This window comes from Ereboglobus luteus, assembly GCF_003096195.1.
GTDB classification, from domain to species: domain Bacteria; phylum Verrucomicrobiota; class Verrucomicrobiia; order Opitutales; family Opitutaceae; genus Ereboglobus; species Ereboglobus luteus.
In genome coordinates, this window is sequence record NZ_CP023004.1 from 1,115,587 (window position 1) to 1,127,619 (window position 12,033).

12 protein-coding genes and 1 other RNA gene are annotated in these 12,033 nt (G+C 60.7%); 5 read left to right on the forward strand and 8 right to left on the reverse strand.

Features of this window, described 5'->3' with window-relative positions:
- Nucleotides 1-80: 80 nt before the first annotated feature.
- Both ettA and CKA38_RS04095 read right to left on the reverse strand, forming a co-directional pair.
- On the reverse strand, nucleotides 81-1,775 hold the full coding sequence (ettA, locus tag CKA38_RS04090; protein ID WP_108824351.1) for an energy-dependent translational throttle protein EttA: 1,695 nt from the start codon (nucleotides 1,773-1,775) through the stop codon (nucleotides 81-83).
- A 102-nt stretch (nucleotides 1,776-1,877) separates the two neighbouring features.
- Nucleotides 1,878-2,369: an NUDIX hydrolase gene (locus CKA38_RS04095; protein WP_108824352.1), complete on the reverse strand. Its 492-nt coding sequence runs from the start codon at nucleotides 2,367-2,369 to the stop codon at nucleotides 1,878-1,880.
- A 202-nt stretch (nucleotides 2,370-2,571) separates the two neighbouring features.
- Here CKA38_RS04095 and fabD point away from each other — a divergent pair, with 202 nt between their 5' ends.
- From fabD to pncA, 4 genes are all read left to right on the forward strand, one after another.
- Complete coding sequence (fabD, locus tag CKA38_RS04100) at nucleotides 2,572-3,477, forward strand: ACP S-malonyltransferase (RefSeq protein ID WP_108824353.1); 906 nt, start codon at nucleotides 2,572-2,574, stop codon at nucleotides 3,475-3,477.
- A 99-nt stretch (nucleotides 3,478-3,576) separates the two neighbouring features.
- Nucleotides 3,577-4,950, forward strand: coding sequence for a glutamate--tRNA ligase (locus CKA38_RS04105; RefSeq protein WP_108824354.1), 1,374 nt, complete (start codon nucleotides 3,577-3,579; stop codon nucleotides 4,948-4,950).
- Between the two features lie 85 nt (nucleotides 4,951-5,035).
- Nucleotides 5,036-5,866 (forward strand): inositol monophosphatase family protein, encoded by an 831-nt coding sequence (locus tag CKA38_RS04110; protein ID WP_108824355.1) that lies wholly within the window; start codon nucleotides 5,036-5,038, stop codon nucleotides 5,864-5,866.
- Nucleotides 5,867-5,907: 41 nt separating this feature from the next.
- Nucleotides 5,908-6,531, forward strand: coding sequence for a bifunctional nicotinamidase/pyrazinamidase (gene pncA, locus CKA38_RS04115; protein WP_108824356.1), 624 nt, complete (start codon nucleotides 5,908-5,910; stop codon nucleotides 6,529-6,531).
- A 64-nt stretch (nucleotides 6,532-6,595) separates the two neighbouring features.
- On the opposite strand, the gene CKA38_RS04120 is transcribed toward pncA, so the two are convergent.
- From CKA38_RS04120 to CKA38_RS04145, 6 genes are all read right to left on the reverse strand, one after another.
- Complete coding sequence (locus CKA38_RS04120) at nucleotides 6,596-8,839, reverse strand: PAS domain-containing hybrid sensor histidine kinase/response regulator (RefSeq protein WP_108824357.1); 2,244 nt, start codon at nucleotides 8,837-8,839, stop codon at nucleotides 6,596-6,598.
- Between the two features lie 112 nt (nucleotides 8,840-8,951).
- Entirely contained in the window at nucleotides 8,952-9,185 is a 234-nt protein-coding gene (locus tag CKA38_RS04125; protein WP_202863956.1) for an SWIB/MDM2 domain-containing protein, read from the reverse strand.
- A gap of 248 nt (nucleotides 9,186-9,433) precedes the next feature.
- The gene (locus CKA38_RS04130; RefSeq protein ID WP_152032667.1) at nucleotides 9,434-10,021 is read right to left on the reverse strand and encodes a hypothetical protein; all 588 of its coding nucleotides are present in this window, start codon (nucleotides 10,019-10,021) and stop codon (nucleotides 9,434-9,436) included.
- Nucleotides 10,022-10,091: 70 nt separating this feature from the next.
- Entirely contained in the window at nucleotides 10,092-10,415 is a 324-nt protein-coding gene (locus tag CKA38_RS04135) for a protein tyrosine phosphatase (protein WP_202863957.1), read from the reverse strand.
- Nucleotides 10,416-10,466: 51 nt separating this feature from the next.
- Nucleotides 10,467-10,823, reverse strand: a transfer-messenger RNA (tmRNA) gene (ssrA, locus tag CKA38_RS04140).
- A gap of 167 nt (nucleotides 10,824-10,990) precedes the next feature.
- Entirely contained in the window at nucleotides 10,991-11,482 is a 492-nt protein-coding gene (locus CKA38_RS04145; RefSeq protein WP_161554717.1) for a class I SAM-dependent methyltransferase, read from the reverse strand.
- 382 nt (nucleotides 11,483-11,864) lie between these two features.
- Here CKA38_RS04145 and CKA38_RS15650 point away from each other — a divergent pair, with 382 nt between their 5' ends.
- Nucleotides 11,865-12,026, forward strand: a complete 162-nt coding sequence (locus CKA38_RS15650) for a RagB/SusD family nutrient uptake outer membrane protein (protein WP_161554718.1) — start codon at nucleotides 11,865-11,867, stop codon at nucleotides 12,024-12,026.
- Nucleotides 12,027-12,033: the final 7 nt, after the last annotated feature.

A 12,033-nucleotide genomic window follows, 5' to 3' on the forward strand; every position in this document is an offset into this window, starting at 1 on the left:
CTGAGAGCACCGGCGCAAAAACGGGAAGGAGGGTGCGCGCATCCGTGAACACACGCGAGCGCGCGCACGGCGTGCTCCCCCTATCGCGTCAGTTTGCGGTATTTAATGCGGTGCGGCTGGTCGGCGTCCTTGCCTTTGCGGCGGCGGTAATCCTCGAGGTAACTCGTGTAATTGCCCGACCACCACGCGACGGCGCTGTCGCCCTCGAAGGCGAGGATGTGAGTCGCCACGCGGTCGAGGAACCAGCGGTCGTGCGAAACAACCACGGCGCATCCGGCGAAATTTTCCAGGCCTTCCTCAAGCGCGCGGATCGAGTTCACGTCGAGGTCGTTGGTCGGCTCGTCGAGCAGGATCAGGTTTGCGCCGCTCTTGAGGAGGCGCGCGAGGTGCACCCGGTTGCGCTCGCCGCCGGAGAGGATGCCAACTTTTTTCTGCTGGTCGGCGCCGGTGAATCCGAATTGCGCGCAGTAGGCGCGGGCGTTCACTTCGCGCCCTCCCGCCCCGCCGAGTTTCAGGATTTCCTGCCCGTCGCTGATGGCTTCGTAAATCGTGGATTCGTCTGGAAGCGAGTCGCGCGATTGATCGACGTGCGCGATCTGCACCGTGTCGCCGATGCGCAGCGCGCCCGAGTCGGGTTTCTCCGCGCCGGTGATGAGGCGGAAGAGCGTCGTCTTGCCCGCGCCGTTGGGCCCGATCACGCCGACGATGCCGCCGGGCGGAAGCGAGAAGGTGAGGTTTTCGAAGAGGAGTTTTTCGCCGTAGCTTTTCGCGAGTTTGTCAGCCTCGACGACAAGTGTGCCGAGGCGCGGGCCGGCGGGAATGAGGACTTCGAATTCGCGCTCCTTTTCGGCCACGTTTTCCTTGAGCATCGACTCGTAGGCGCTGATGCGCGCCTGCGATTTGGCGACGCGCGCCTTCGCTGATTTGCGAATCCATTCGAGCTCGCGCGCCATGGCCTTCTGGCGGCGATCCTCGGTGCGCTGCTCGATGGCGAGGCGGCGCTGTTTTTGCTCGAGCCACGAGGAATAATTTCCCTGCCACGGAATGCCGTGACCGCGGTCGAGTTCGAGAATCCAGCCGGCGACATTGTCGAGAAAGTAGCGGTCGTGCGTGACGGCGATCACGGTGCCCTCGTAACGCGAGAGGTGCTGCTCGAGCCAGTGCACGCTCTCGGCGTCGAGATGGTTGGTCGGTTCGTCGAGCAGGAGGATGTCGGGTTTTTGGAGGAGCAGGCGCGCGAGCGCGACGCGGCGGCGCTCGCCGCCGGAGAGCGTGTCCACGATTGTTTCGGGCGGCGGGCAACGGAGCGCGTCCATGGCCATGTCAACTTGCGAGGCGACATCCCATGCGTTGAGCGCGTCGATTTTTTCCTGAAGCTCGCCCTGTTTTTCGGAGATGGCGTCGCGCGCGGCATCGTCGGCGGCGGAGTCGATTTCGTCCCACGTGGCGTTGTAGGCCTCGACGAGGTCGGCGAGGTGCTTCACTCCCTCCTCGACGCAGGCGCGCACGGTTTTGCCGGCGGCGAGCTGCGGCTCCTGCTCGAGCAGGCCGACGCTGTATCCGGGCTTGAACACGACCTGGCCGTCGAACTCCGTGTCGCGCCCGGCGAGGATGCGCATGAGCGAGGATTTGCCGGAGCCGTTGAAGCCGAGCACGCCGATTTTCGCCCCGTAGAAAAACGAGAGCGAGACGTCGCGGAGGATTTCCTTGCGCTCGATTTTTTTCGAGACGCGCATCATGGAAAAAATGATTTTGGGTTGTTCGTCGGTGGCCATGGCAATTGTCAGAAAACTAATAACCTCAAAGAGGCGCTAGAGTCACAGGAAAAACTACGCCGTCGCGGTGTCTTTCGCGTCTCTTCGCGCTTGTTCTTGTGCTCAGATAATTTCCTCCGTCTCGACGCTCAGCGGTTTCGCCGGGTCGCAATCAACGCGCAGCGTCACGAAGCGGTCGCGGTGGTTGTCGAAGATCGGCCAGAGTGCGGCGCGGTCGGTTTCGGGGATGTAAATGTCGTCCATCGCGGCGCGTGTGAAAAAACCGAACTTGCCCTCGTCGATGTCGGGCGGAAGCGCGGGAATGGGTTTCTTGCAGCGGAAGAGAAACATGAGCCAGTGACCGCTGCCCTCGTAGGATTTTTCCGCGATCATGCAGAACAGGTGCAGGTCGGCGGTTGTGATTTCAAAGCCGGTTTCCTCGCGCGTCTCGCGGATGGCGCACTCGTAGGGTGACTCGCCGGAGGCGGTTTCGAGCTTGCCGCCGACAGGGCTCCACGCGCCGAGGTTCGGAGCTTTTGCGCGGCGGATGAGGAGTTGTTCGCCCCGCGCGTTTTCGATGAAAACAAGAACGGCGAGTTTGTAGGGGATGCTCATTTGAAAGCCGATTTTCTAAGCACGGATTGCGGGGATTTACACGGACAAAAACAAAGCGCCGGCATGCGCAAGCCGCGCGCGACCCAAATGCCCGCGCGCGTGTTTTGCGAAGCGTGTTCAATTTTTTCGGAAATTTTCTGATTGGTTTCTGGCGCGCGATTCATAGCCATTGCGGGCTTCACCATTCACCAATAACAAAAATATGTCACTCGCACTTCTCTTCGCCGGTCAAGGCGCACAAAAAGTCGGCATGGGCAAATCGCTCTACGAAAACTCCGCCGCCGCGCGCGCGCTTTATGACGAGGCAAACAGTGTTCTCGGCTGGGATTTGAAAAAAATCTCGTTCGAGGGCCCCGATGCCGAGCTCACGCAAACGAAGGTCTGCCAGCCCGCGCTGTTCGTGCACGGGCTCGCGCTCCTCGCCGCGCTCAAGGAAAAGGGCGACGCCGGAATCGCGGACGCAAAATACGCGCTCGGCCTCAGCCTCGGCGAAATCACCGCGCTGACCGCCGCGGGCGTGTTCGATTTTGCGACCGGCCTGCGCGTCGTCGCCGAACGCGGACGCCTCATGCAGATGGCGTGCGAGGCGACCCACGGCAGCATGGCGGCGATCATCGGCGAATCGCGCGAAACCGTCGCGGCGCTTTGCGCGAAGTTCGACCTTGAGGCGGCCAACTTCAACTGCCCCGGCCAGATCATCATTTCCGGCGAAAAACAAAAAATCGTCGATGCCGTCGCCGACGCCAAGGCAAACGGCATCCGAAAGGCCATGGAGCTCAATGTGGCCGGTGCCTATCACAGCCGCCTGATGGTTCCGGCGCGCGACGCGTTTGAAAAATTCCTCGAAACCATTCCCTTCGCCGCGCCGCAAATGACCGTGTTCACCAACACCACCGGCAAGGCCGTCAGCGCGCCCGCCGACATCCGCGCCGCGCTCGTGAAGCAGGTCGTCTCGTCCGTGCTCTGGGAGGACTGCCTCGTCAGCGCGCAAGCGGCGGGCGCGACGGCGTTTCTCGAACTCGGGCCCGGCGGCGTGCTCGCCGGCCACGTTAAGCGCACGAACAAGGAGTGGCCCGTCACCAGCAAGTCGGAATACGCCGATTTGTAAGCGACCCGCCCCGCGCTTCCTTTTTGACACGACGTCAGGCAATCCATTGCCTGACGTTTTTCATTTCACATCTCGAATCCCGCACTCCGCATTTTCACCATGTCCAACATCCGCGTCCGTTTCGCACCAAGCCCCACGGGCTTTTTCCACATCGGCAGCGCACGCACCGCGCTCTTCAACTGGCTCTACGCGCGCCACACCGGCGGCACGTTCGTGCTGCGCATCGAGGACACCGACAAGGAGCGCAACAGCGAGGATTTCCTCAATGTCATTTATGACAGCCTCAAGTGGCTCGGCATGAACTGGGACGAGGGACCGGGCGTTGGCGGCGATTACGGCCCCTACCGCCAGAGCGAGCGCGACGCGATCTACAAGGAATACATCCAGAAACTCTTCGACGCCGGACGCGCCTACGAGAAGGACGGCGCCGTGTGGTTCAAGCTCCTCGGCGAGCGCTACGAAACCTACGACGACCATCGCAAAAAGACCGTCGAAAAGGTAAAGGTCGCCCCCACCGTAATCGACGATCTCATCCGCGGACGGGTCGAGCGCGTCGAGGACGAGGACTTCGTGATCGTGCGCTCCGACGGCAGCCCCGTGTTTCACCTCGTCAACGTCATCGACGACATCGCCATGAAAATCACGCACGTGATTCGCGGCGAGGATCACCTTTCAAACACCAGCAAGCACGTCGAGCTCTTCAAGGCCTTCGGCGCGCCCGTGCCGCACTTCGCGCACATACCGCTCATCCTCAAGCAAAATGGGCCCGGCAAAATGTCCAAGCGCGACCAGGGTGCGCTCGTCGAGGAGTATCAGCGCCGCGGATACATTCCCGAGGCGCTCGTCAACTTCCTCAGCCTCCTCGGATGGAATCCCGGCGACGACCGCGAAAAAATGCCCGTCGCGGAAATCATCAGCCTCTTCGACCTTCCCGGCGTGAACCAAAGCAACGCGCGCTTTGACGACAAAAAACTCGCCCACATGAACATGACCTACGTGCTGGAGCTGCCGCCCGACGATTTTGTGGCGCGAGCCAAGGCGTATTTCGCGCGACACGGCACCTTCGCCGCCGGGATGCCCGACGAAAACTATCTGCGCGAAGTCCTCCTGCTCAGCCAGCCCAAGATAAAAGGCATCGAGGACCTGCCCGGCTACACGGAGTATTTCTTCACGGAAAACTTTCCCCTCAACGAAAAAGCCGCCGCGAAAATCATGGGCAAGGGCGAGCCGAAAACCCGCCTGCTCGAACTCGCCGGCGCGCTGAAGACAGTCGATTTTTCGAACGACCTCGTGATTGAGGAGGCGATCAAAAAACTCGCCGCCGACAAGGGCCTCGGTTTCGGCGACTACCAGTCCATCGCGCGCCTCGCCGTTTCCGGCACCAACGTGGGGCCAAACCTCACGGGCATGTTCCGCGTGCTCGGCCGCGACCGCGTGATGGCACGAATCGAGCGGTTTCTGGCACGGCAATAAACAGCCAAAAGTCGCGAGGAGAAAAGGCCCGCCAAACCGCGCGCTTGCGCGCGGGCGCGCGAACGTGTTTCCATTGCGCTCTTCCATGTCCACAAATCACACCGAAAACACCGCGTCGCAGGAACTCCTCTCGCGCATCGAGGCCGGCAAGGCCGCCGTGCTCGCGCAAACCGATCTTATGTTGCGCGAATTCGGCCGCGCCCAAAGCAACTGGAAATCCGACGGCACGCGAGTCACGCCCGTCGATATTGCGATTTCACAAAACATCGAGCGGTTCATTCACGAGCGTTTTGCGGACGACGAGTTTTTCAGCGAGGAGCTCGCCGATCCCGCGCGCTTCGAGCCCGAGCCGCTGCGCGCGCGTTTCGCGTGGATACTCGACCCGATCGACGGCACCAACAACTACGCCACCGGCCTCGCCTGCTGCGCGATCTCGCTCGGCCTCTACGAAAACGGCCTGCCCGTTTACGGCATCGTTTACGACATGGGACGCCGCGCGCTCATCCACGGCGGCCCCGGCCTCGGCGTGTTCGACGGCGACCGCGCGGTTTCCGTTTCACAGGCCGCGCCCACACCGCAAAGCCTGGTCGGCTTTCACAGCCCCCATGACAAAATCTACGCGGCGCAGGCAAAAACCGTCGTTGAAAATTTCAAGATCCGCGGACTCGGCAGCAGCACGCTCCTCCTCTCCTACGTCGCCAACGGAATGCTCGAGGGCGTCGTCGACCACAACGTCAAGATATGGGACATCGCCGCCGCGATCCCGCTCTGCATGGCCGGGGGCGGCGAACTTTATTTCTTCAACAACACCAACCCGCTCCCCGTGCGAACCTTCGACCTGAAGATGAAACGCATCCAATACATCGCCGGCGGCGCGGCCTTTGTCGCCCGCGCGCGCGAGTTGCTCGGCGTTTGAGACGGCGCGATTTTTTCCAACGGCAAACCCGGATTCACCGCATGAAAAAAGCGCTCCTGCTTGTTGACATACAGAACGACTTTGTGCCGGGCGGCGCGCTTGCCGCGCCCGAGGGCGACAAAATCATCCCGCTGGTGAACCGCCTGCAACCGCTGTTTCAACATGTCCTCGCAACACAGGACTGGCATCCCGCCGACCATGGCAGTTTCGCGGCGCAACACGCAGGGCGCTCGCCGGGCGAGGTCATTGATCTCCACGGCATCCGGCAAATCCTCTGGCCCGTGCATTGCGTGCAACAAACACACGGCGCGGCTTTCGCCGACGGCCTCGAAACGCGGCGCATCGAGCACATTTTTCACAAGGGCGCCGATCCGCGCGTCGACAGTTACAGCGCTTTCTTTGACAACGGCCGCAAGCACTCAACCGGCTTGGAAAAATACCTGCGAGAGCACGGACTGACGGATATTTACATCGCCGGGCTCGCAACGGATTACTGCATAAAATACAGCGCGCTTGACGCAGCGCAGCTCGGTTTCAACACACACGTGATCGCCGACGCCTGCCGCGCGGTGAACATGCAACCGGGCGACGACGCGCGCGCCTTCGACGAGATGAGCAAGGCCGGGGTGCGTGTGATCGAAAGCGCGGAACTGGCATCAAGGTAGCACGGGCGCCTCCGGCCCCGCCACCTTCACAGGCCGGCATTCGCGCGGGCCTTGCGGCCGCCGCTCATAATTGCGCGGAGCTTTCGGACGCGTCGGCATCGCCGGTGTTTTTGGCGAGCCTCTCCACCAGCGTTTGGTGTCCCACGGGTTTGTTGAGAACCGTCCGAAAATAAGGCCGCAGCAATCTTCTCTGCTGTTTGTCGATATCAATATCGACAAGGCCAATCACGCGCTCGGCATGCCAGCGTTCGGGCACGGTCGCATAGGTGCGCAACGCCGTCAGCGTGCCGGCGTCGCACTCGACAACGGCGAGATCCCATTCCGTCGCGCCGAGCCGGGGCATTTGGAGTTCGAGCGCGACGGCTCCGGCGAGGGCAAGCTCGCGCTTGAGTTCGCGCCGCAAGCCGTCGTGCGATGTCACAACCGCGATGCGTTTTCCACTGAGAAGCGCCCCCTCCGCGGGCATGGCGGAAACATCCTCGTTGGCGGCGCAGCGTATGGTGAACGAAAACATCGACCCCTTGTCCAACTCGCTGACGACGGTCATGCGCCCGCCCATCAGCCGCACGAGGTCGTAACAAATGGAAAGGCCGAGCCCGGCGCCGTCGTAACGGCGCGAATTGGACGAATCGAGCTGGGTGAACGGCTGGAAGATGCGCGACTGGTTCTCGGGCGCGATTCCAATGCCGGTGTCGCGCACGGAGAACTCAAGGACGACGTCGTTTTCCCTCGATGGGGAAGGCTCCTGCGATTCGTCGGCCGGGGGACTCTCCAGCGGGAATGCGTCCGCGACGGGCTCGGACGGATCGCGCGCCACCAAACGAACGGTCACCTCGACCTCGCCCGCGGGTGTGAATTTGACCGCGTTGCCAATCAGGTTGACGAGCACCTGGCGCAACCGCCCGGTGTCGGTGATGATGCTCGAGGGAACCTCCGGGGCGATTTCATGCAGAAGCTGCAGTTGTTTGCCGGCGGCGCGCGGCGCGGCCAGTTCGAGCGTGTTCTCGACAAGGGTGCGCACATCGCAGGGTTCCGTGGCGAGACTCATGCGCCCGGATTCAATGCGCGAATAATCGAGAATGTCACCCGTGAGCTGCATGAGTGTTTCGCCACCCGCATAAATGGCGTGCACATATTCGCGCTGCTCGGTGCTCAGGTCGGTGTCGAGCAGGAGGTCGGAAAACCCGATGATGCCATTGAGCGGCGTGCGCACCTCGTGGCTCATGGTCGCGAGGAAAACGCTCTTTGCGTGGTCGGCATTTTCGGCGCTCTCCTTGGCAAGGCGAAGCTCGGACGCCTGCCGCTGGATCTCGGTCATGTCCACAATGACAATAATGTAGGCTGCGATTTCGCCGCCGGCGTCGCGGACCGGGGTCGAGGTGACTTTCGCGGGAAAGCGCGCCCCGCTCTTGCGTCCCAGCTCGAAGTCCTCCGTCCACGGTTTGCCTTCGTGGATAAACTTTTTGATTTTCGTAATGTTGTGCTCGGGCATGGCCTGCGCCTTGCCGAGCCAGACTTGGCCGAGCAGTTCCTTGCGATCATAACGAGTGAGCGCGCACAAGCCATGGTTGGCATACTCGATGACGCCGGTGTCGCTGACAATCATCATGGGCGTGGCGCTTTGCTCCATGGCGGCGCTGAGTTTGCGAATGGAAAAGGCCTGCCGCGCGTAGCGGCGCACAATTACGAATGTGGCAAACGGCACGCCGAAGAGCAGCCATGCATAGAGCGCCTGCACGAAGGCCTTTTCATACAACGCCATGTTCCACACGCTGATCTCGCCGTCCAGGCGCATGATGTTGTGTTTGCCGTCAAACGAATCGACCGGCACATAGGTGGTAACCCACCTGCCCGTGGAATCGGACTGGAACTCGTTGACGGTCGTGGCGCCCGTGCGCAAGGTCGTGAGCACGTCGGCCTCGTTGATCTGGCCGGGAAAGGGATCGCCGGGGCGCAGCATGCGCGGCGAGTCAAACGGCTCGGAATCCGCGAGGCAGACGAGCGCGCCTGTTTCCGGGTTTTGCCGGAACAGGTAGATGTATTCAACGTTGGGATGGGCGGTGTTGAGCTTTATCAACTGGCGCTTGATTCGCCCGTAGGCATCGGTGCCCTCGTCGGCGCGCGTGCCGGTGAGTTTGGAAAGTTGCTCGGGGTGGATGGCGAGCGCGCTGCGCCGCGCGTTGCCCGCCACCGCGGCGAGGCGGGCCTTGTGCGCATTGCGATACTCCCACAAGCCGGCGGCGAGCCCGGCGATCACTATGGCGATCACCGTTATCGTGATTTTTGTCCTGTAGGAAAACATCGGCATGGGAGGTGCGGCGATTGCTTATAACATTTGTGCGGACACAAAAGCACAAAAAAAACCGCCGCTATTTGGAAGCGGCGGTTTTTCTTAAACAAAGCAGGGGATGCCTTGGCTCTTATTTGACGAGGTGCGTCGAGACGAGCTTGGTCATGTCGAACATGTTGACGGACTTCTTGCCGTTGAAGACGGCCTTCAGCTTGTCGTCAGCATTGATCTGGCGCTTGTTCTTGGCGTCCTGGAGACCGTTCTTTTTGATGTAGGCCCAGAGTTTCTTGGTGAGCTCCGTGCGGGGGAGCGCTTTGTTACCGACGACGGCCGCGAGGGCTTCATCGGGCTGAACAGGCTTCATGAAAGCAGCGTTCGGCTTGCGGGTGGTTTTTTTGGTTTTAGTAGATTTTTTAGCCATACAGGAATCCGGTGTAGTGCGGCGTTTTGCGAAGGCAACATATTTTCAGAGGGAAAATTTTTCATTTCAGAGGGAGAAAGTTTGCCAAGTCGTTGAAAAAGGTCTTGGCGGTGCGCGCGATTTTTCACCGCGCCCGTGTTGTATCAAGATTTTGGATACACAACTCGCCGGGCCCGCCGGACGGCAATCACTTACCGGCGCTGCTGGTTTTGCTGCGCGCTCGCCTCGCGCTGGGCGCGGCGGCGGGCGACCTCGGCGCGAATCGCCTCGAGCCGCTTGGCCTCGTCGGCGCTTCGTTGCTGCGTGTTTTGCTGGCCGGGGGTATTGGCGCGGGGCGTGCGCCCCTGGACGGGTTGCGCGACGTTTGTTCGCGCGCCGCCCGCGGGCACGGGAGCCGAAACCGCGATGCTTTTGCCGGGCCCAAACTTGGGCTCGACAAGCGCGATGGTCTGTGTCCTGCCCTGGTAGTCGACATTGATGCGATTCGTGGCGGCGTCGTAGGAACGCACGACAAACGGCTGCCCCGTCTCATCGACACTCACCCACGTGCCCTCTTTTTTGGCGGGGTCGTAAATCGCGAAGCGCGGGCCGTTTTCGTCGGACACGATCGCGCGCAACTCGATGGGCGTGTTGTTCGCGATCTTGCCGGCCGCGGCCGAGCCGCGCGGAACAAATGGGGAATCGGTCGAAACGCCCGCGCGCATTGCGACGCAGCCAAATGCGATCAGGACAAAAATAATGCGGCGGATGTTCATGGCAGGGTGTTTGATTCTTGTCATGACGAAATCAAACGCACGAGGTTGCGTCAAGGCGGGTAAAAGAATCGCCCGGGTGCCGGGCCGCCATGGCCTAACCGTTGTTTGCAAGCAAGTGATCGATTTCCGGGTCGAGCATGGTTTTCAGGATTTCGACGAGGTCCGGCTCCATGAACTCGAACTCGTCGGGAACATCAAGGACGTCGACGGGCGGAAAGCTGAAGTCGGAAAGGCCGGCGAAACGCGTGGCGATGGCATGCTTGTGCTCTCGTTCCATGACAAAAACAACATCCGCCCAGCGAAGATCGTCCTCTGAAACGCGGCGGTTTGCGCCGGTTCGCACGCCGGCGGACCGGACTTCGACGCGCGGATCATTGCGATAAATCCGCTCGGCTGTCGAACTGCGCCGCCTGTTCATTGCGCAGACAAAGAGTATTTTCAAGCGACGCGCGCGCATTAGTTTAAAAATTGGTGGAGGTGGCGGGATTTGAACCCGCGTGCCCCTGACCTTCTCATATCGCATCTACCGTTATAGTGTCGTGTTTATCTCGCTGATGTCACGCGACTCCACGCGCTTGGGCATCAGCCAACTCCCAGATTTGAAGTATACGGCGCAAGGACTGCGAGTCTCTCCATGCGCTATGCCTGCTGTCGACGCTCGCAGCGGCTAGCAGGTGTCGCCGTGCGAACGAGGCCGCGCTTAGGCGGCCAAGGGCATCTCTTCGTAGTTGCCTATTATTGGTGTGAAGGATGATTAACGAGGCCAACCTTCATCCTCGAACGGCAGCAATATAATCCAACCAAGGGTCGAATCCAGAACACCCCCAAAATGATATTGGATTTCGCGACGCGGGTTTTTGATCGCTCAAATCGCGCGCCTGAAAAATCCGACTGGTGTGTTTTGCCAGTCAAAGAACGAGGCGCAAACGATGCAGGTTCCCCGTCGGAGTGCAAGCGACGAAATTCGCGCCCGCGAAACCGGAGAAGGCCGAGTCACTCGCTCACGCACTTATACACAAAGGCCGGCGGAAAATTCAACGGCGTGTAACCGAGTCGCACCGTCTCAAAATGCCGCTTCATCAAGCGGTAATCGAGCAGCGAATATTGGAACTGGCTGAAATGCCCGCCCGGCTTCAAAATCGCCTGCACCGTGCCGAGGACGGCCAGCTTCGTGCGCCTGCCGAAATTGCCCATCGGCAAACCCGACACGATGTTGTCCACGGAGCGCGGCTCCAGCATTGTCGCGGCCAGCGTGGCCGAGCCGTGAACCGCCGTCAGGCGGGGATCGGTCTCCGCGATCGATTTGATTTCCTCGTAAAAAACCGCGTTCAGCTCGAAACTGATCAGGCGCGCGTCCGGCCGCATCCTGCGCAATATCTCGCGCGTCACGTAGCCGCTGCCCGGCCCGAATTCGACGATCAGCCTCGCCTCGGAAAAATCCACGTCCGCGAGCAGGGAGCCGACCAGATACCTCGAGCTGTGCATCAATGTTCCGACCTGCCAGAAATGGCGCACGGATTCCTTAAAAAATTTCCACCTTTTACCCATGGTTTTGTGTTGAGGCGTTTAAAGCCCGACGATGAGTGGCATCCCGGCCTTTGCACACCATGGGTGACACTGGATAAAAAAATTACATGAACACCAGCCAAAATCGTGACATTTTTTTTGAACGCGCGAGGCGCCGGAAACGCAAAGGGCGGCGCGCCGCAAAACCTTGCGGAACCAAACCGCCTCCGCGCAAGTCCGACAAACATCGACAAACATCGACAAACATCGACAAACATCGACAAACATCGACAAACACTCGCCTTGCACTCCGCCGACCAAACACCCATACATTTCCCTCACAGCCGATTCTCGAAACACCATGAAAAAATTTCTCATTGCATTTATGGCCGCCGCGCTCCTCGCCATTTTCAGCGGATGCACAACCCAGGACTCCACGGACACCACGATCCCGTGGAGCCGCCCCGCCGACTGGGAAGGCGGCATTCCCGGCATGGGCAACGCCGGCGAGCAACGCCGCTGATTTTTGC